This window comes from Bacillus sp. MT94 (assembly GCF_058792475.1).
Map to the genome: position 1 here is coordinate 167,113 of NZ_JBXAEZ010000009.1, position 18,127 is coordinate 185,239.

Sequence of the window (18,127 nt, forward strand, 5' to 3'; positions counted from 1 at the left end):
GAGAACATATGAAAAAGAAACTTACTATTTTATTTAGCATGATGTGTATTTTAGTATTAGCAGCATGTGGTCAAACGAAAGCTAATGAAGAGGCAACGAAAAAAACGGAAAAAAGTAATGATCCAAAAATCGCCTCTATGTCCATTCATTTAACAAATAATTTACTTGCATTAGGAATTACACCAGTAGGTTCTGTTATTGGCGGAGATTTAAAAGATTTCTTACCGCACGCAAAAGAGCAGTTGAAAGATACGAAGAAACTTGGTGTTGTAACAGATCCGAATATGGAAGCGTTACTTCAATTGAAGCCAACTGACATTTATGTGGATGAAAAATACGCGGGCAAAGATTTAGCGAAATACGAAAAAATTGCAAAAACACATTCTTTCAATTTAGATGAAGGTACGTGGAGAGATCATTTAAAACAAGTTGGTAAACTTGTAAACCGTGAGAAAGAAGCAGATAAATATATTCAAGATTACGAAGAGCAATCAAAACGAGTAAAAAGTTTAATAGATAAAGAGCTAGGTAATAACGAAAAAGTAATGGCAATTCGCGTTACTGCAAAAGAATTACGTGTATTTAGTACAAAAAGACCGATGGGACCAATTTTATTCCAAGACTTAGGATTACAACCTGCAAATGGTGTAGAGAAAATTGATGGAAACCGTCCTTTCGAAGTCATTTCACAAGAAGTATTACCTGACTTTGATGCAGATGCTATTTTCGTTGTCGTTAACAGAGATGATAAAGCGAAAGCTGCATTTAAACAACTTCAAGAAACACCAATTTGGAAAGACTTAAAAGCTGTTAAAGGTAAGCACGTATACATTATTAATGACCAACCATGGCTTGACTATTCTGCTTTAGGTAACAAAATGGCAATGGATGAAGCGGAGAAAATGTTTACGAAATAATATAGTTTCGCTATTAGGAAAGGCCCTCTAAATTTGGAGGGCTTTTTATTATTGTTAGAATAAACGAAAAATTATACAATGAAGTTAATTTCGTGTAGAGGAGATGTGCCAATGTCAGCGCTTATTGTAAGTATCCCGTGTATAAAGCAGTTTATAGAATAAGGGGATAAATAGGCTAATAATTATCCCTGTTATTAAAAAAGGGGGAGTTTGAAATGACAATGAATCTTTTTCAAAATAAAACGATTAAATTATCAGCTATTAGAGAAGCAGATGCTGAAGTAATGGCTATGTGGCAAGAAGATAGTGAGTATTTAAGGAATGTAGATACAGATGTAGCATTCCCGCAATCGATACAAGAAATAGCAAGTGATGGGCTATTAAAGGGACGGAGATCGAATAGTGTTTCTTTCATGTTAAGGACAGTTCAAGATGATCGCTTAATTGGTTTTGTTGCAATTCATGGCATAGAGTGGAATAACAGAACGGGTTTATTAGCTATTGGTATAGGAGATGCGAATGATAGGGGGAAGGGATATGGAAGAGAAGCGATCTATCTTATCTTAAAATATGCTTTTTATGAATTGAATTTACACCGCGTCGGTCTTGATGTTATTTCTTATAATAAAGCTGCTATTGAGTTGTATAAAAAGATGGGTTTTCGGATGGAAGGCTGTATGAGAGAAGCGGTTCAAAGAGATGGGAAGTATTTTGATCGTATCATTATGGGGATATTGCGGGATGAATGGATAGAGCTGCAAGGTTAGAAAGTACATTCGAAATTATATATGTAGTATGCAGGAGATATAATGATAATTGGCGAATTTTTACAATGTACTGATTGAACTTATAAGGAGTCATGAAAAATGAATTTAGAAAAAAGTAAACCAGTAAATGAAGAGGTCGCTGAATTAAAGGAATTAATTAAAGAATTACACGGAAGTGTACATCAACTGCAAAGCGAAGTGCAGCAATTAAGGCATGAAAGACCGGTTGTTGAAGTAAGAAAAGGTGTTCAATTATCACCAGCAATCGTTGGACAAATTGGTGGTATGATATTGGGTGGATTAGCAATTATCGGTATATTTTGGTGATAAAAAAAGGTTTGCAGCACGATGCTGCAAACCTTTTGTATTTGACGATATAATTTCATGCAATACAACTTTTACATTAAATAACGTAAATATATATAAGCATGTGATAACAAGAGTGCAACAATAGTTAATGGTAAACCAATTTTTAAGAAGTCCATATAAGAGAAAGCATGTCCTTCACGTTTTGCAATACCAGCAACGACTACGTTTGCAGATGCTCCGATTAGCGTTCCATTTCCTCCTAAGCAAGCTCCAAGAGATAACGCCCACCATAGTACTTCGATTTGCGGAGAATCGACAGATAGTCCGAGTCCTGTAGCTAAGTCTTGAATAAGAGGAATCATCGTTGCGACAAATGGGATGTTGTCGATTGTCGCAGATGCGATGCCAGATACCCATAAAATAAGTATAGATGCAAATCCGATGTCACCGTTTGTTACGTCGATTACTTCTTTTGCAAGTGAAGAGATAAGTCCGATATCAATTAACCCGCCAACGAGAACAAATAATCCGGCGAAGAAGAAAATGGTTACCCATTCAACGTGGGCAAATACATCTTCAATATCATGTTCTTTCACACCGATTAACATAAGAAGTGTAGCGCCTGTCATCGCGATAACAGCAGCGTCTACATGAATAATCGAATGAAGTACGAAGCCTAAAATAGTTAGTCCTAAAATCGAAATAGATTTTAAAAGGAGGCTTTGATCTTTAATGTAATCTTTTTCGTTTAATGCCATTAGTTTTTCGATTTGTTCAGGTGTTGTTTTTAGTTTGTTACGATACATGAAGTAAATAATGCCAAGTGTCACGATAGAAATAATAATTACGATTGGAGCTAAGTTAAGTAAAAAGGCGTTAAAGTCTAAATGCTTGTTTGCTGATCCAATCATAATATTAGGTGGATCACCGATTAATGTTGCTGTTCCGCCTATATTTGAAAACAGCACTTCTGAAATCAAATAAGGCACAGGATTTACTTTTAAAATACGTGTAATGGATAATGTAACAGGAACGATTAATAAAACAGTCGTTACATTGTCCAAAAATGCTGATCCGACAGCAGTTAATAGGGATAGTAATAATAAAATGCGAATCGGTTTTCCGCCAGCTGCTTTTGCCGCTTTAATGGCCACAAATTCAAAGACGCCTGATTGACTCGTAATATGTACGAGAATCATCATCCCAATTAAAAGGGTAATCGTTTCCCATTGAATATGTGATGTGAAAGCAGTATGTAAATCTACAACTCCAAAAATAATCATAATAGCAGCACCGAATAGTGCGATTACAGCACGATTCAATTTCTCAGAAATAATAAATCCGTACGTGATTAAAAATACGGCAATTGCAAAATAATATTGCCAATTTGCTACTTCATGTGCTGACTGTTCCAATCATGTCACCTTCTTTAAATTATGTATTCAATTGTCGAAATGTATCTCGCTGCAATAATACGGGATAAAATATATTGTAGCAAATTCAAAAAAGAAAGAAAACTATTTAACAAAGTGAAGGAAAAAATGTATTTTTTACATATCATATAAAAAATATAAAAAACACAGTGCAAATTATTAGGAAAAGTGAGCGTTGTCCTCTAATATAGAGATAGCAATTTACATTATTTTTGCGTAAAATGGTTTAAAGAGGTGAATTCCGATGGAAATAGTAAAAGATAGTTCTCTTATTCAAAATGAAATTGAACGTTTTGTAAATAAAGATGTATATATTCATTTAGAAACGACAAACGGAGCGTATGCATCACACATAAATGAAAAGATGATGACAGTTGGTGCTTTCATTCGAAATGCAATTATCCGTTTTGAACGCGGGAAGATAACTGGAACAAATCCATACCGAGTTGGTCTGAAAATGGATCACGGTTGGGTATATGCTGAAGGTATTACGCACTGGGAAGTAGACGATCAAGAGCGTTTATTACTGGCTGGACATGATAATTTAGGTCGCTTAGCAGTTGCACTTGAGTTAAGCTTAACACCATTTAAGTAAGAAGGAGGGAAACTTATGGAGAGACATGTACTTGTTGTATTTCCGCATCCAGATGATGAAGCATATGCTGCGGGAGGAACAATTCGCTTATTAACAGATCAAGGAGTACCTGTAACATATGCATGTGGTACTCTAGGACAAATGGGACGTAACATGGGTAAGAACGTATTCGCTAACCGTGAAACGATTCCAAATATCCGTGAGAAAGAATTGAAAGATGCTTGTGAAGCGATGGGCATTAAAGATTTAAGAATGCTTGGCTTCCATGATAAAACGTTAGAATTTGAAGATGTTGATTTCGTTGCTGACAAAATTGAAGCAATCATTCAAGAAGTAAATCCATCTCGAATTATTACATTTTATCCAGAGCACGGTGTACATCCAGATCATAATGCATTTGGCCGCGCTGTCGTTCGCGCTGTATCACGTATGCCAAAAGAAGAGCGCCCAGTTATCCATGCTGTTGCGATTACGAAAAATCGTGAAGCAGTATTAGGAGAACCGGATGTTGTAAATAACATTAGTGAAGTATTTGATCATAAATTAACTGCATTAGGTGCGCACCGTTCACAAACAGAAGCAATGCTTGAAGACACGCATGCAAAAATAAAAAACAAAGATGCAGCAACATTAAAATGGCTGCAACTTGAACAGTTTTGGACTTATAAATGGGAGTAGGCTAGAAGGATACCTTCTAGTTGCTCTTACATAGAAAAAGCGCCGTCACTTGTGATGGTGCTTTTTCTTGTTGAAGACTATATATTTCTTAGGGTGCTTCAAAAATTTTAAATTAACGTGCAGTATAGCCTCCATCAACAAGAAGTGTTGTACCGTTAACAAAACTAGCATCATCACTTGCTAAAAACAAGACAGCTTTAGCGACTTCTTCTGGTGTTCCAAGTCTGCCTTGTGGATGAAGTGAAGCTAAATATTCTTTTTGTTGAGGATTAACACTACCTAGTAAAGGGGTGTCAATATAACCAGGGCACACCGCATTAATACGTATTCCATATTTAGCGTAGGCAGTACATAAATTTTGAGTTAATAGTTTCACACCACCTTTTGCAGAGGAGTATGCTGTTGGGGTAGGTAATGAAACAAAACTATGAATCGAACCAGCGTTAACGATGACACCACCTGTACCTTGTTTAAGAAATTGTTCAATCGAATATTTATCAGAAAGGAATACCCCAGACAAATTAATATCAATAGTTCTTTTCCACTTTTCATAGGATAATTCGTTTGCCGGTGCATCATCAGCAACGCCGGCATTTGCATACATAATATCTAATTTACCGTATGTACTTACTGTCTCATGAATTAGCTGTTTAATATCTGCCTCATTTGTTACATCGGTTTTAATAAATAACGTATTGTATCCATGTGCATTCAATTCATCTGATAGTTCTTTTCCACGTTCAGAAAAATCAGCAATAACTACTTTTGCACCTTCTTTGATAAAAAGACGAACAGTAGATTCGCCAATTCCACTTGCACCACCAGTTATGATTGCTACTTTGTCTTTTAATTTCATATAAACCTCTCCATTCATTAATGAATTTAAGTCGAATTTTTAAATCAGGTTATATCATTATTAACCTTAAATAGTAAGTAGATAGAAGAAACAGTTTGCGTTTACTTAATTGTGAGAGTGCTATTTTTTTATTGTAATTTTTTATACAGTGATGGAAGAAAATATTAATTAGGTCAATTTTATCATCAGATTGAATATTCAGTAAAGTATTCTTGAATAGAGTGAGTGCTGAAGTTAAACTACTAATTTACATAGATAGAACGAGAGAGACTACATATAGTTGCTCTTTTTATTTTATTAATTAACAAATTTTCAAACTTGCTGATGATGTAGTGGACTTAAATAAGTCACTTGTTTTTAAATTGAATCAAAAATAAAAAACAGTAAAAATAAAACGCTTAATAATAATTATTTATTGAAAAACAATAAAAAAATGATATTATCAAATTGAAAATTAGTAAGAGAGGTGTTTTTTATAAAATGTAAAACGAATGTTATGTATTAAAAAGAAATTGATGTAAATTAGATAAATTATATATATTAATAGAGAAATAAGAAAAGGGAGTTAGAGCATGATTAATAAAACAGTAAAGAAAGTTATCTTGATTGCAGGTGGTTTGTATATTACATATTTAGTAGGTGTAGTTATTTTAGCGGAATCTATACCGTATCCTACATCTCAACAACTTAAAGAAGCCGAAAGAGTAGTTGAACGCTATGTAGGTGAAAATAATGGAGTAAAAATGATAAATACATCTAGCAGCTTCACGGCTGAGATGTTCAATCATACAATTCATATTGAAGGAAATTCAAAAGAAAATCCGGAACAATTATATCGAATGAATTTAGATCAAGTTTCTAATGAAAGTGAAAAAATAACCGAAAAATCGATAAATACAGTTTGTAAATCAAATGATGGAGGAAAGAATTTTACGTGTGCTGATACTGAATAGCTAAAAGTAGGATCCGTAGCAGCATAGTAACAGTTGATAACCATTACTCTAGTTAAATAGGAAAAAGCCTCGCAGGGGGGCGAGGCTTTAAACAGGGTATTAAAAATTATCGATTCATTAAGAATAACTTCTTTTGAATAAGCTAATTTTAGCATGATAACTCATCTATATGTGTTACGAATTTATGAACAAAAAATCAATGATAAAAATACAGAAAAGACAATAATTTATTTGGAATCTGTATCATTACATAAAGTTTGAGTGAAAAAGAAAGTATACTTTTGTATTGAGGAATAAAGATATAGTCTGCCTACGGAAATAGGCAGGCTATTTTTTTATAAAGAAAAGACAACTTGAGGTAGAGTCCGTGTTAAGAAATAAGATCGTTCAAAAGATAAAGATATTGTATTGAAACACGTCATTATTCGTGGAATAAGTTATATTTTTGATAAAAAATCTTTAAAAAGCATTATAATCCCTAGAAGAGATAAGACTTCAATTGAAAACCAAAATACACTTTTTTGAGGTTTTTTAAACTCCATTAGTATGGAGAAAAATAAAAAGATAGCAATGAGAAATATAATTAAGAGACGAAGTATATCAAACATAAATAGCACTCCTAATAGTTAATTTGTTTTACTATATAGTTATTTCCAATATTACAGAATGTAAGAAGCAACTTATCAATATTAAAGCAAAAAGTTCTCAGAAGCTATGAATTAAAAATAAAAATTTTTTTGAATCACTGAGCACAGGGGGATTATCTATTAATTAGCTTGGTGATTGAAAGAGTAATTTTTTAATCTCTTAAATGTCCGATTGGTTTAACTAAATAATCAGCGGGGAATGGACAAACCACCTACTGATTAGAATTTCACTTTATTTGTTTTCTTTTTTATCTAAATCCTTAGAATTGATATTTAGTAGTGATTTATAAGAAACATATATTTTGAATTATTTAATAGAATAATATATATTTATATTGATTTAGTGATTTTAGTTTGTTAAAAATGGGGAAATCGATATGAAGGTTAAATTTGCCGTAATAAAAGATGAGAATTTTGATTGTAGTTTATTGGAAACAAAATTATTGAAAACTTTTAAAGAAGTAGATTGTGAAGCAGATATTGTAAAGGTTAAGGATGAAATTTTTGAAAACAATGATGTACAAACGCATTTATCAGAAATAACCATACATGTTACTGGAAAAAATATCGGATATAGATCTGTTTCAGCCAGTATATTTATTGTTCTAGAGAGTTTATCAATACAGCTATTTCATATTCATATTAGTATACTTTAAACAGTTCAAAAAGTGGATTTATATTGCGTTGTAAATATGAAAATGGTGATGAAAACAATAGAAATTATCGTATGTGCTCCCGAATGTTGGATTGCACTTTGTTTGTTGTTAAATAAGCAAGGGGTCCCTTTTTAAATTTTAATCTATCTTAACGCTAATTTATAAATAGAAGAATGGAAACATGTGAGTAATTCAATTAGATTGTACAAAAAATTTGGTACGCGGATATACGCAATGTATTCACAGGTAAGAGGGTTGTCTCATAATATATATAGATTTTTCTATTAAGATGAACAGAGGGTGTGAATATATGGAAGATGTTTACGCTAAAATTGACAGTCTCAAGGCGGAGCAAAAAGAAATGATGAGAGACATTCGAAATTTAGAAACGCGTACTACTATTAATGAGAAAGATATAGCAACAATCAATAAGCAATTAGAAAAAATAAGTACAAACACTACTTGGATTTTGCGAATTATTATTAGTGCGATAATAATGTCAGTTTTAGGATTGATATTAAAAGGGATGATTTAAAAGAAAGAGGGGAGCTCCCTCTTTCTTTTATGTAAATGAGAAACTATAAATTTTCCGTTTCCTTTTCGTCTGCATACTTATCCTCTAAGGAAATTAATAGAGGGATTGATATAGTTACAAGAATGATTAAAGTGGTGATAAAAGATTTAGAAAGAGAAAAAGAACCTTCAATTAAAGGTGATAAAAACTTGAATGAAAGTATACTTGTTATGAAGGAAATTACTAAAAAGCTCAAAAGAGATATATTTTTATTCTTTATAGATGTCTCTATAAAGTCTTTAACACAGGTTATTACGACAAATATAGTTAATATGATAAGAGAAACAAAATAATGTGTTAAATTCGTCATACTAATAGTAGGATCGTCTATTATGTAAGCAAGTAACTTAGATACTAATATTCCTCCAAACAATAAAATAATAAAAGCAAGTAATCCTTCCGATATATAAGTGCTTAAATTGTTTTTCTTGTCAAAGAGTTTATAGTTTAGAGTAGATTGGGTTATTTGAATTAGGAATAGGGTAATAATCCATACATAATATACAAATGGTAATTCTCCTGAGAATAGAGAAATTAGAAAGTTGACTACTGTCCTTAAAATTTCAATCATTACGAAAGTCCTCCTACTTGTTCAGCTTTATGACATTAGGAATATATGAGTATATCATTTTATAATTACGTTTACAGATTCAAACTATTTCTAATTATTCCATAATAAGGTGGTTATATCAAGTAGTTATCTTCTATGGCGTGTATTAGTTGTTCACTAATATAAAAAGAACATTTGAACGTTAATACTAGAAAAATAAAAGTAATATGTAATATAATTGAAAAAGTATATTTAAAAATCGATGTTAATATTACCCTCCTATAAGTATTAACATACGTAATTGAGGTGTTTTCTTTGTTGTTTTATGACCGGATTTCTATAATGGCCCCTCCTGTTCCGTAGCTAAGGAAAGTCTTTTTATTTCTGGGATTTTCAAAGTTATAGGAGGGTATGAAAAATGAAAAAAGTCTCAGTACCATCACTTTTGTTAATGATTGTTCTTGTCGCATTTCCGCAAATTAGTGAAACGATTTACACACCGTCTTTACCGGACATTTCAAAGGCGTTACATGTAAGTAATAATGAGGTGCAGTTAACGCTTAGTGTGTATTTTGCTGGATTTGCTTTAGGTGTATTTTTTATTGGATGGCTATCAGATATAATTGGCCGTCGCCCAGCAATGTTATTTGGAATTGTAATATATGGCGCTGGGAGTTTCTTATGCTATATTGCAAATTCCATTGAAGTTTTATTGGTAAGTCGTTTTATTCAAGCGTTTGGAGCAAGTGCAGGATCCGTGGTTACACAAACGATTCTTCGGGAAAGTGTAGAAGGGCATAAGCGGCATGTTATGTTTGCTCAAATCTCGGCAGTCATTGCTTTTACACCAGCGATAGGACCGTTAATTGGTGGCTTTCTTGATCAAATGTTTGGATTTAAAATAGTATTTTTAAGTTTAGTAGTTATGAGTATCGGTATTTTTCTGTATACGTTTGTTTCTCTTCCTGAAACAAAAACGGGCTCAGTAACGAATAAAATAAATGTATTTTCAGTCTTGAAGAGGTTAATTACAAATCCGAAAGTGGTAACATATGGGCTGTTAATTGGAGGAGCAAATGGTGTTTTATTTAGCTATTATGCAGAAGCGCCGTTTATCTTTATTGAATATTTTCAATTATCGCCTAGTATGTATGGATTTCTAGGAATTGTTGTTGCATCTGCTTCTATTGTTGGAGCGAAAATTTCAAAACGTTTACTTGCTACTTATAAACCAGAGAAAATTATATATATCGGTTGTCTCGTAATGACAGGAGGAGCTATCCTTTTATCTGTTATTACGTTTGTGGGATCAAATCCGAATGTAATATATATGGTTGTATTTTTAATAGCGATGTTTATATTGCTATTAGGAATTGGAGTAGCATTACCTAATTGTTTAAGTTTAGCGTTAGTAGATTTTCAAGATGTCATTGGTACAGCTGGAGCGTTGTTTAGCTTAGGATACTATGTAATTGTAACGATGACAATTTGGGGAATGAGTCAATTGCATACGGGCTCGTTACTGGTGATGCCACTTTATTTTCTAGTTATTGTAGTTATAATGGCAGTGTTTACTAGGATATTTATCTTTGGTAAGCAAACTTCGAAATCGATTTAAATATGAAATTGTAAAAGAGTCTCATTTTTTAATGAGACTCTTTTATATTTTGGCTGGGGTAAAGAAGTTAGTAGTTTATTAATATATTAAATTTCTCATTGGTATATAAATCGAATGTGTGGGAAATTACGTTATCAACTATAAAGGTTGAAGTATTTGACATATGAAACCGAGAAAGAAATGCTCTCCTCTGTTATTTATATTGTAATAATATACATGCCGGAATCATATTGAATAGATGTATTTTATTGTTAATTTAGTTAAAAATTAATCAGACTTATGTATAATAATTTATTGAAAAAATAATTGAATTTTTCAGATTAATGAATTAATATAAGGTAAGTAATTTTAAGATTTATAGAATATTGGAAGATGAAAGGTTTTGAGAATTTTATTAGGAGCGCAAAACGATTTTAGGATAGCTTTAAAGCTAGTGTAAAATGACGTTTGCTTCATCATTTTCAGAGCCGAAAGGAATTAGGCGAAAGCATCTTGTTTTAAAATGCGGCTATGAATCATCTAAGAGGGGGAAGTGAAGTGGCAAACAAAGAATTGAAAAGGGGTTTAGAAGCACGTCATATTCAAATGATTGCTTTAGGCGGAACGATTGGTGTTGGTTTGTTTATGGGGTCAGCCAGCACAATTAAATGGACAGGTCCGTCAGTAATGCTTGCTTATGCAATTGCAGGTATTTTCATCTTCTTCATCATGCGTGCCATGGGAGAAATGTTGTATATGGAGCCAAGTACAGGCTCATTTGCGACGTTCGGTCATAAGTATATTCATCCGCTAGCTGGTTATATGACAGCTTGGAGTAACTGGTTCCAGTGGGTTATCGTTGGGATGTCAGAAATTATCGCGGTTGGAGCGTATATGCAATATTGGTTCCCGGACTTACCAGCTTGGATACCAGGTATAATCGCAATGGTCATTCTTGGCGCAGCTAACTTAATTTCTGTTAAGTCATTTGGTGAATTTGAATTTTGGTTTGCGATGATTAAAATCGTTACGATTCTATTAATGATTATTGCGGGATTTGGTCTTATTTTCTTTGGAATTGGTAACGGTGGAGAAGCGATTGGCATATCTAATCTTTGGTCAAATGGCGGTTTCTTTACAGGTGGTTTTTCAGGATTCTTCTTTGCATTATCACTTGTAGTTGGAGCGTATCAAGGTGTGGAATTAATCGGAATTACTGCTGGCGAAGCGAAAAATCCGAAGAAGACACTTACAAGAGCGATTCAAAGTACAATTTGGCGTATTTTAATATTCTATATTGGTGCTATTTTTGTTATTGTAACTGTATATCCGTGGGATCAATTAAGTACAATTGGTAGCCCGTTCGTAGCGACTTTTGCGAAAGTTGGTATTACGGCAGCAGCTGGACTTATTAACTTCGTTGTAATTACAGCGGCAATGTCTGGTTGTAATAGTGGTATTTATAGTGCTGGACGTATGCTTTATACGTTAGGTGTAAATGGACAAGCACCGAAATATTTCACGAAACTTTCTGGAAATGGTGTACCTTTATTCGGTACAGTTGGCGTAATTATCGGTCTGGCGGTTGGTGTTGTTTTAAGTTACATCGCACCGAAAAATTTATTCGTATATGTATATAGCGCGAGTGTACTCCCTGGTATGGTACCATGGTTTGTCATTTTAATTAGTCAAATTAATTTTAGAAAAGAAAAGGGAGCAGAGATGAAAGATCATCCGTTCAAAATGCCATTTGCTCCTGTAACAAACTATTTAACGATTGCCTTTTTAATTATGGTATTAATCGGAATGTGGTTTAACGATGATACTCGTATTTCATTAGTTGTAGGTATTATTTTCTTAGCTATCGTTACAATTAGTTTCTATGCTTTTGGAATAGGAAAGCGAGCTCCGTTAGACGTTCAAAATAATAAAGAGATTTCAAGTAAATAAAGAAAAGGCTGTTCATCTGGAACAGCCTTTTCATATTGTTGCTATTTGTCGATAAATCGATATAATTTGATTTGTGATAGATATATTTGAAAAATCGTTGATATATTGTACGTTATGATAGATATATTCGAAAAATCGTTAATATAATTTCACATACTATCTGTCACTATCATGATTAAAATTTCTCTAATACGATTTTCCCAATGGTGTGCCCGCTTTCAAGTAGTGCATGTGCTTTCTTTAAGTTTTCAGCGTTAATCGGTGTTAATGTTTCATTTAAAGTAAGAATTCTTTACTTCTATATTATAGATGGTGGAATACTGCTATGTAAAAAAATACCCTCTTTTTTATGCAAGCTGTACTGATAGTCTAGAAGGAGTTTATTTCTAAAAAGAAGAATTTTTTAATGTATTACTTTATCCAAAACTAAATGTAAAGGTGGATACATAATGACAGTAAAGAAACTTTATTTCATCCCAGCAGGTCGTTGCATGTTGGACCATGCGTCTGTTAACAGTACGTTAACACCGGGGAAACTATTAAACTTGCCGGTTTGGTGTTATCTTTTGGAGACGAAAGAAGGTCCTATTTTAGTAGACACTGGTATGCCAGAAAGTGCAGTTAATAATGAAGGGCTTTTTAACGGTACATTTGTTGAGGGACAGATTTTACCGAAAATGACTGAAGAAGATAGAATTGTCAATATTTTAAAGCGTGTAGGGTATGATCCAGAAGACCTTCTATATATTATTAGTTCTCACTTACATTTTGATCATGCAGGAGGAAACGGTGCTTTTACAAATACACCGATTATTGTGCAGCGAACGGAATATGAGGCAGCACTTCATAGAGAAGAATATATGAAAGAATGTATATTACCGCATTTGAACTACAAAATTATTGAAGGGGATTATGAAGTGGTACCCGGTGTTCAATTACTGTATACGCCAGGGCATTCTCCAGGCCATCAGTCGTTATTCATTGAGACGGAGCAATCCGGTTCAGTTTTATTAACAATTGATGCATCGTACACGAAAGAAAATTTTGAAGATGAAGTGCCGTTCGCAGGATTTGATCCAGAATTAGCTTTATCTTCAATTAAACGTTTAAAAGAAGTTGTGACGAAAGAGAAGCCAATTATTTTCTTTGGTCATGATATAGAACAGGAAAAGGGTTGTAGAGTGTTCCCGGAGTATATATAGTGCAAAAAGTCATGAGTTCGCGTGCTCATGACTTTTTCGTTTAAATAATTTTTTTAAATAAATTATAAACTTTTTTTGAACTATCTTCGTTTAACTGATAGTACGTAAGGTTTACATCATCAGGAGTATCTTGCTGAGCAATCATCACTTCGCTGCTGTGATGATCAACTACCCATATGAAATATTTTTTATAAGTTCCATCCTCGAAAGTAATCCACATATCACAATCTATTAAGTCTGATCCTTCTTCATCTAATGTTAATTTCCCTTTTTTTGCGGTATTCATACTGTTAATAAACGTTTTTAATTCATCTGTTTTTGTGAGAAAGATATCCTGTTTTGTTTTAATTGATTCTACATGTATATCTTTTATTTCCTGTTTTCCTAAAAAAACAGGGGGCTCATTTGGATCTCGCGAGCTTGAAATAATAGTAGCTTTCTTTTTCGGTTTATTTGCAGTATAGAGATCTTGAATAGATTTTCCCGAGTTTATAAACCATGCAATTCCAGAAATAATTAATACGCTACCTAGCAATAAAATAATTTTTTTAATAGGATTTTCTCCTCTCTATTACTTCGTGTGAAGAGCTTTTCTATTAATATATGATAGGTAAGCGTAAAGTATTATAGTTGAACTTGGTTATGCTTCACAGTTTTTATCGGGCGATCTATGAGTAAATTGTAAGTGAGCCCAATTAATACGAAAATGCCACCGATAACTTTACCAATTGAGAGTTCATTTGTCAGGAAGAAATCAATAATAGTCCCCGCAAATAATTGTCCGATAAAGATGAGTAATGTTAAATAAAAGGCTGATATTTTAGGAGTAATATAGTTGGATAATGAAATAACGATAACTCCTACTAATCCGCCTAAGTATACGTCGATAGGAATAGATTGCAACTTATGAATAGGGATATACAATGAATCTGAACTGAAAATTAAAAATAACATAGAGAAAAATAATCCAGTAATATAATTGAAAAACGTGCCTTCCCAGTTTCCAATTTCCTTTGCTAAATTCGCGTTAATAATTCTAGCAACAACGATAGAAACACCAGCTAAAATAGCGATCGTAATATATAACATTTTCTTGCCCCCATTAATAAATTGTCATGATTATAATTCCAGAAGAGATGAAACATAATCCAATTAGTTTTTTCTTTTCAAACTTTGCAACTTTCATTCCTAATAAGCCGAAATGATCAATAATAATGGAAGCAATGGATTGGCCGAGTAAACTTAATGCGATCGTAATAGAGGCACCAAGGACGGAGAAACTTATATTGTTAAAAAGAACAGTGAATACTCCAATCGCTCCAGCGCTATATAAAAAAAGCGGAATACTTTTATCGAAATGAATTTTATGTTTGTTTAAGATTAAAATGAAAATAACTGCAATTAAACCGACAAGGTGAATGACAACGCTTGCTGTGTACTTGCCAATTAACTCAGATAAAATCCCATTCAATGGAAGCATAACGGCGATGAGCACACCAATAAAGACAGAAAGAAAGTTATACAATGTAATATCCCCTTTGTATTTCATATTTGTAATGACTGTATCATGCTGAAATTGTGTATTGTTATGACATATGTCATAGTGGAAGAAGAAAATTTTGATTACAATGGGGATGAGTTGTAAAGGTGGGGAACTATGAAGAAAGTATGTAATTCTATTAAATTAGCAGAGTATATGAAGAAAAATAATATTGATTCATTTTTTAGTCATGATATGAAGCCATATATGGAACTTATATTTTTTAAAAAGAATGAGTTTATTTGTAGAGAAAATGAAGAGATAGATTATTTATATTTCTTTGTTGAAGGAAAAGCGAAAGCGTTTAACACATTAAGTAACGGGAAATCCGTATTACTGTGTTTTTATGATAGTTTGCAGTTACTTGGAGATGTGGAGTTAATTCATTCCCAAAGGATTACTTCAAATGTACAAGTAATGGCAGATTCATATTGTGTTGGTTTACCATTAGGAAAAGTGAGAAATCAGCTATTTCATGATGCGAAATTTTTAAGATGTATTTGTGGATCGTTAGCACATAAGTTAAATCGACTTTCAAAAAATAGTACAATTAATTTATTGTATCCGCTTGAAAATAGACTTGCGAGTTACATGTTAGCAGCAGGGGAACGAGCAGTTCAGCATGAAAATAGAATTGTATTTAGTGGGAATTTAACGGAAATAGCGGAATTGTTAGGAACGAGCTATCGGCATTTGTTGCGAACATTAAATATTTTTTGTGATAAAGAGATAATAAAGAAGAACGATGGATGCTATGAAGTAGTAAACGTGGATGTTTTGAGAGAATTGGCAGCAGATGTTTATAAATAGGAGGAGAGTATAAATGATAACACCTATATTTAGAATTTTTGATATTGAAAAAGCAAAACTATTTTACTTAGGTTTTTTAGGATTTAAACTGGATTGGGAACATCGGTATGAGGAAAATATGCCATTATATTTGCAAATTTCGTTACAGGATGCTGTGATACATTTATCAGAACATCATGGTGATGCCTCACCAGGTGGTGCGATTCGGATTAAAATAGATGATGTAAAGGATTATCATTCTGTATTATTAAGTAAAGAATATGCTTATTCGAAGCCGAATATAGAAAAAACACCTTGGGGTACAATTGAATTAACTGTAATTGATCCGTTTTCAAATAGAATTACACTATACGAGGAAAAATTGTAGAAATGGAATGAAGAGTAGTTCATAGAGCAGTGAACTGCTCTTTTTTATTTTGAGTAGATATTGAATTATATAAAAATAAAATGTTATGATTATGGAAACGTATGAATATATGAACAAGTATTCATACGTTTAAGAGAAGGAGGGATTAGAATGATAGACCTAATTATTATTGGAGCGGGTCAAGCTGGATTAACAATGGGATATTACTTGAAGCAAGAAGGGTATAATTTTTTATTACTTGAGGCAGGAAAACAAGTTGGTGATTCATGGAGAAATCGATATGATTCTTTGCAGCTTTTTACCCCAAGGTCTTACAGTAGCTTGCCGGGTATGGCGTTAATAGGTGAAAAAAATGAATTTCCATATAAAGATGAAATTGCAACTTATTTAGAAGAATATGCAAGACATTTTCAATTACCGGTACAATTACAAACGGAAGTTCTAAAAATAAAGAAAGAAAAAGAAATATTTGAATTACATACTCCTACAGAAGTTTTACAAACGAAAAAAGTTATTATCGCATCAGGTGCTTTTCAGCAACCGTTTATTCCCTCAGTTTCAGCAAATCTATCATCACATATTTTTCAAATACATTCATCACAATATAAATCACCATCACAAATTCCTAAGGAAAAAGTACTAGTAGTAGGTGGTGGGAATTCAGGAATGCAAATTGCAGTAGAACTGGCAAAGACTCATGAAGTTACGGTGTCTATTAGTCATCCTTTAACGTTTTTACCGTTACAACTTTTTGGAAAAAGTATTTTTAATCTGCTAGAAAAAGTGGGTTTATTGTACGCTGAAATAAATACAAAGAGGGGAAGATGGTTCCAGAAGAGAAAGGACCCTATTTTCGGTTTTGAAGGTAAGAAACTTATTCGTAATGGAGCAATCAAACTGCAAGAAAAAGTAGTAAGTGCATCAGGAAATAACATTATGTTTCAGAATGGTGATACTTATAGTGCAGAAAGCATTATATGGTCAACTGGTTTTGTTCAAAATTATAATTGGATTGAAATTGAACAGGCAGTGAATGAGAAAGGATTTCCTAATCATATAAAGGGAATCAGTCCAGTAAAAGGATTGTATTATATCGGTTTACCATGGCAATCTCAAAGGGGTTCCGCACTTATTTGTGGTGTAGGAAAGGATGCAGAGTATGTACTTTCTGAAATCAAAAAAATAGATCAGTAGCAATAACTACTGATCATCCATATGTACATGAATTAGGAGAGGTCAAACATTTATTAACTTTATTATAATAGATTTTTATAGAATTAAAAACTGAAAATTCAAATTTAATGTTGAGAAAGTTTTTTGTATCGAAATATATGAAAAAATAGGGATTTTTATTAAAACAGAAAAAGATATTTCTATTTTAGTAAATTATGATATAGTCTAAATAAGCGTGTTTTTCCATAAATGTAATTATTTTCATTGTAATTTTGTTTATATGAGGGAAGGAGAAGTAATTATGAAGTTTGATGATCAACGCTTACTAGGAGTCCGATTAGGTTCTGTACTTGTGACAGAGGAAAATCAATATTTAGTAATTAAGAAAAAAGATCATTATGCACTGTTAAATATACATAATTTAGAATGCACTCATGTTGAAGTGCAGTTAGAACATTTGGAAGAAATGTTGCGGGAAGATTTCCAAGAAAGTATAACGGAGATTATCGCACCAGAACATATAAAAATTGTTGCGAAAAATGTTATATAGATA

The 18,127-nt window shown here is 32.7% G+C and carries 21 protein-coding genes and 1 pseudogene; 15 read left to right on the forward strand and 7 right to left on the reverse strand.

The genetic code is table 11. The features are described from left to right. Window positions 1-8 precede the first annotated feature (8 nt). The 3 genes from AC1Q51_RS25270 (at window position 9) to AC1Q51_RS25280 (ending at window position 2,011) form a co-directional block, all read left to right on the forward strand. Entirely contained in the window at window positions 9-917 is a 909-nt protein-coding gene (locus tag AC1Q51_RS25270) for an iron-hydroxamate ABC transporter substrate-binding protein (protein ID WP_000728224.1), read from the forward strand. Between the two features lie 215 nt (window positions 918-1,132). After that, a complete protein-coding gene (locus AC1Q51_RS25275) occupies window positions 1,133-1,684 on the forward strand; it encodes a GNAT family N-acetyltransferase (protein ID WP_000178473.1) in 552 nt (183 codons plus the stop codon). Between the two features lie 99 nt (window positions 1,685-1,783). Next, window positions 1,784-2,011 carry a coiled-coil domain-containing protein gene (locus AC1Q51_RS25280; RefSeq protein ID WP_001047523.1) on the forward strand — a complete coding sequence of 76 codons (228 nt, stop codon included), beginning with the start codon at window positions 1,784-1,786 and terminating at the stop codon, window positions 2,009-2,011. Window positions 2,012-2,082: 71 nt separating this feature from the next. Here AC1Q51_RS25280 and AC1Q51_RS25285 read toward each other — a convergent pair whose 3' ends face one another. Continuing rightward, window positions 2,083-3,408, reverse strand: coding sequence for an ArsB/NhaD family transporter (locus tag AC1Q51_RS25285; RefSeq protein WP_000437985.1), 1,326 nt, complete (start codon window positions 3,406-3,408; stop codon window positions 2,083-2,085). Between the two features lie 262 nt (window positions 3,409-3,670). On the opposite strand from AC1Q51_RS25285, the gene AC1Q51_RS25290 reads away from it, so the two are divergent. After that, on the forward strand, window positions 3,671-4,021 hold the full coding sequence (locus AC1Q51_RS25290) for a YojF family protein (RefSeq protein ID WP_000407045.1): 351 nt from the start codon (window positions 3,671-3,673) through the stop codon (window positions 4,019-4,021). Between the two features lie 15 nt (window positions 4,022-4,036). After that, window positions 4,037-4,699 carry a bacillithiol biosynthesis deacetylase BshB2 gene (bshB2, locus tag AC1Q51_RS25295; protein ID WP_000439487.1) on the forward strand — a complete coding sequence of 221 codons (663 nt, stop codon included), beginning with the start codon at window positions 4,037-4,039 and terminating at the stop codon, window positions 4,697-4,699. Window positions 4,700-4,811: 112 nt separating this feature from the next. On the opposite strand, the gene AC1Q51_RS25300 is transcribed toward bshB2, so the two are convergent. Next, on the reverse strand, window positions 4,812-5,555 hold the full coding sequence (locus AC1Q51_RS25300; RefSeq protein ID WP_000768026.1) for an SDR family NAD(P)-dependent oxidoreductase: 744 nt from the start codon (window positions 5,553-5,555) through the stop codon (window positions 4,812-4,814). Between the two features lie 572 nt (window positions 5,556-6,127). Between AC1Q51_RS25300 and AC1Q51_RS25305 the strand changes: the two genes are divergently transcribed. From AC1Q51_RS25305 to AC1Q51_RS25315, 3 genes are all read left to right on the forward strand, one after another. Then, complete coding sequence (locus AC1Q51_RS25305; protein ID WP_000608950.1) at window positions 6,128-6,508, forward strand: hypothetical protein; 381 nt, start codon at window positions 6,128-6,130, stop codon at window positions 6,506-6,508. Window positions 6,509-7,532: 1,024 nt separating this feature from the next. Next, window positions 7,533-7,811 carry a hypothetical protein gene (locus AC1Q51_RS25310; protein WP_071731231.1) on the forward strand — a complete coding sequence of 93 codons (279 nt, stop codon included), beginning with the start codon at window positions 7,533-7,535 and terminating at the stop codon, window positions 7,809-7,811. A 310-nt stretch (window positions 7,812-8,121) separates the two neighbouring features. Next, window positions 8,122-8,346, forward strand: a complete 225-nt coding sequence (locus AC1Q51_RS25315) for a hemolysin XhlA family protein (RefSeq protein ID WP_000390469.1) — start codon at window positions 8,122-8,124, stop codon at window positions 8,344-8,346. 43 nt (window positions 8,347-8,389) lie between these two features. Here the strand turns inward: AC1Q51_RS25315 and AC1Q51_RS25320 are convergent, their stop codons facing one another. Continuing rightward, window positions 8,390-8,956, reverse strand: coding sequence for a DUF5823 family protein (locus AC1Q51_RS25320; RefSeq protein WP_000570038.1), 567 nt, complete (start codon window positions 8,954-8,956; stop codon window positions 8,390-8,392). Window positions 8,957-9,353: 397 nt separating this feature from the next. Here AC1Q51_RS25320 and AC1Q51_RS25325 point away from each other — a divergent pair, with 397 nt between their 5' ends. After that, window positions 9,354-10,553 (forward strand): multidrug effflux MFS transporter, encoded by a 1,200-nt coding sequence (locus AC1Q51_RS25325; RefSeq protein ID WP_063245696.1) that lies wholly within the window; start codon window positions 9,354-9,356, stop codon window positions 10,551-10,553. Between the two features lie 537 nt (window positions 10,554-11,090). Next, entirely contained in the window at window positions 11,091-12,482 is a 1,392-nt protein-coding gene (locus tag AC1Q51_RS25330; RefSeq protein WP_001284410.1) for an amino acid permease, read from the forward strand. 175 nt (window positions 12,483-12,657) lie between these two features. On the opposite strand, the pseudogene AC1Q51_RS25335 reads toward AC1Q51_RS25330, so the two are convergent. Further along, window positions 12,658-12,765: pseudogene (locus AC1Q51_RS25335) on the reverse strand (zinc-binding alcohol dehydrogenase family protein); the annotation flags it as partial. Window positions 12,766-12,931: 166 nt separating this feature from the next. Between AC1Q51_RS25335 and aiiA the strand changes: the two are divergent. After that, window positions 12,932-13,684, forward strand: coding sequence for a quorum-quenching N-acyl homoserine lactonase AiiA (gene aiiA, locus AC1Q51_RS25340; protein ID WP_492331791.1), 753 nt, complete (start codon window positions 12,932-12,934; stop codon window positions 13,682-13,684). Window positions 13,685-13,724: 40 nt separating this feature from the next. Here aiiA and AC1Q51_RS25345 read toward each other — a convergent pair whose 3' ends face one another. The 3 genes from AC1Q51_RS25345 to AC1Q51_RS25355 form a co-directional block, all read right to left on the reverse strand. Continuing rightward, window positions 13,725-14,219, reverse strand: coding sequence for a hypothetical protein (locus AC1Q51_RS25345; protein ID WP_000901701.1), 495 nt, complete (start codon window positions 14,217-14,219; stop codon window positions 13,725-13,727). A gap of 89 nt (window positions 14,220-14,308) precedes the next feature. Next, a complete protein-coding gene (locus AC1Q51_RS25350; protein WP_492331792.1) occupies window positions 14,309-14,773 on the reverse strand; it encodes a DMT family transporter in 465 nt (154 codons plus the stop codon). Between the two features lie 13 nt (window positions 14,774-14,786). Then, window positions 14,787-15,233: a DMT family transporter gene (locus AC1Q51_RS25355; RefSeq protein WP_009326661.1), complete on the reverse strand. Its 447-nt coding sequence runs from the start codon at window positions 15,231-15,233 to the stop codon at window positions 14,787-14,789. Between the two features lie 108 nt (window positions 15,234-15,341). Here AC1Q51_RS25355 and yeiL point away from each other — a divergent pair, with 108 nt between their 5' ends. From yeiL to AC1Q51_RS25375, 4 genes are all read left to right on the forward strand, one after another. Continuing rightward, complete coding sequence (gene yeiL, locus AC1Q51_RS25360) at window positions 15,342-16,034, forward strand: transcriptional regulator YeiL (RefSeq protein ID WP_000754830.1); 693 nt, start codon at window positions 15,342-15,344, stop codon at window positions 16,032-16,034. 13 nt (window positions 16,035-16,047) lie between these two features. Then, window positions 16,048-16,401: a glyoxalase superfamily protein gene (locus AC1Q51_RS25365; RefSeq protein ID WP_000632403.1), complete on the forward strand. Its 354-nt coding sequence runs from the start codon at window positions 16,048-16,050 to the stop codon at window positions 16,399-16,401. A gap of 150 nt (window positions 16,402-16,551) precedes the next feature. After that, window positions 16,552-17,595: a flavin-containing monooxygenase gene (locus AC1Q51_RS25370; RefSeq protein WP_000566228.1), complete on the forward strand. Its 1,044-nt coding sequence runs from the start codon at window positions 16,552-16,554 to the stop codon at window positions 17,593-17,595. A 280-nt stretch (window positions 17,596-17,875) separates the two neighbouring features. Further along, window positions 17,876-18,124 carry a hypothetical protein gene (locus AC1Q51_RS25375; RefSeq protein WP_000666948.1) on the forward strand — a complete coding sequence of 83 codons (249 nt, stop codon included), beginning with the start codon at window positions 17,876-17,878 and terminating at the stop codon, window positions 18,122-18,124. Window positions 18,125-18,127: the final 3 nt, after the last annotated feature.

Coding starts and splice junctions, on each gene's coding strand:
- AC1Q51_RS25270 (WP_000728224.1), top strand. CDS start 9: ATGAAAAAGAAACTTACTATTTTATTTAGCATGATGTGTATTTTAGTA.
- AC1Q51_RS25355 (WP_009326661.1), bottom strand. CDS start 15,233: ATGAAATACAAAGGGGATATTACATTGTATAACTTTCTTTCTGTCTTT.
- aiiA (WP_492331791.1), top strand. CDS start 12,932: ATGACAGTAAAGAAACTTTATTTCATCCCAGCAGGTCGTTGCATGTTG.
- AC1Q51_RS25370 (WP_000566228.1), top strand. CDS start 16,552: ATGATAGACCTAATTATTATTGGAGCGGGTCAAGCTGGATTAACAATG.
- AC1Q51_RS25310 (WP_071731231.1), top strand. CDS start 7,533: ATGAAGGTTAAATTTGCCGTAATAAAAGATGAGAATTTTGATTGTAGT.
- AC1Q51_RS25275 (WP_000178473.1), top strand. CDS start 1,133: ATGACAATGAATCTTTTTCAAAATAAAACGATTAAATTATCAGCTATT.
- AC1Q51_RS25315 (WP_000390469.1), top strand. CDS start 8,122: ATGGAAGATGTTTACGCTAAAATTGACAGTCTCAAGGCGGAGCAAAAA.
- AC1Q51_RS25305 (WP_000608950.1), top strand. CDS start 6,128: ATGATTAATAAAACAGTAAAGAAAGTTATCTTGATTGCAGGTGGTTTG.
- bshB2 (WP_000439487.1), top strand. CDS start 4,037: ATGGAGAGACATGTACTTGTTGTATTTCCGCATCCAGATGATGAAGCA.
- AC1Q51_RS25320 (WP_000570038.1), bottom strand. CDS start 8,956: ATGATTGAAATTTTAAGGACAGTAGTCAACTTTCTAATTTCTCTATTC.
- AC1Q51_RS25280 (WP_001047523.1), top strand. CDS start 1,784: ATGAATTTAGAAAAAAGTAAACCAGTAAATGAAGAGGTCGCTGAATTA.
- AC1Q51_RS25325 (WP_063245696.1), top strand. CDS start 9,354: ATGAAAAAAGTCTCAGTACCATCACTTTTGTTAATGATTGTTCTTGTC.
- AC1Q51_RS25365 (WP_000632403.1), top strand. CDS start 16,048: ATGATAACACCTATATTTAGAATTTTTGATATTGAAAAAGCAAAACTA.
- AC1Q51_RS25290 (WP_000407045.1), top strand. CDS start 3,671: ATGGAAATAGTAAAAGATAGTTCTCTTATTCAAAATGAAATTGAACGT.
- AC1Q51_RS25375 (WP_000666948.1), top strand. CDS start 17,876: ATGAAGTTTGATGATCAACGCTTACTAGGAGTCCGATTAGGTTCTGTA.
- yeiL (WP_000754830.1), top strand. CDS start 15,342: ATGAAGAAAGTATGTAATTCTATTAAATTAGCAGAGTATATGAAGAAA.
- AC1Q51_RS25300 (WP_000768026.1), bottom strand. CDS start 5,555: ATGAAATTAAAAGACAAAGTAGCAATCATAACTGGTGGTGCAAGTGGA.
- AC1Q51_RS25350 (WP_492331792.1), bottom strand. CDS start 14,773: ATGTTATATATTACGATCGCTATTTTAGCTGGTGTTTCTATCGTTGTT.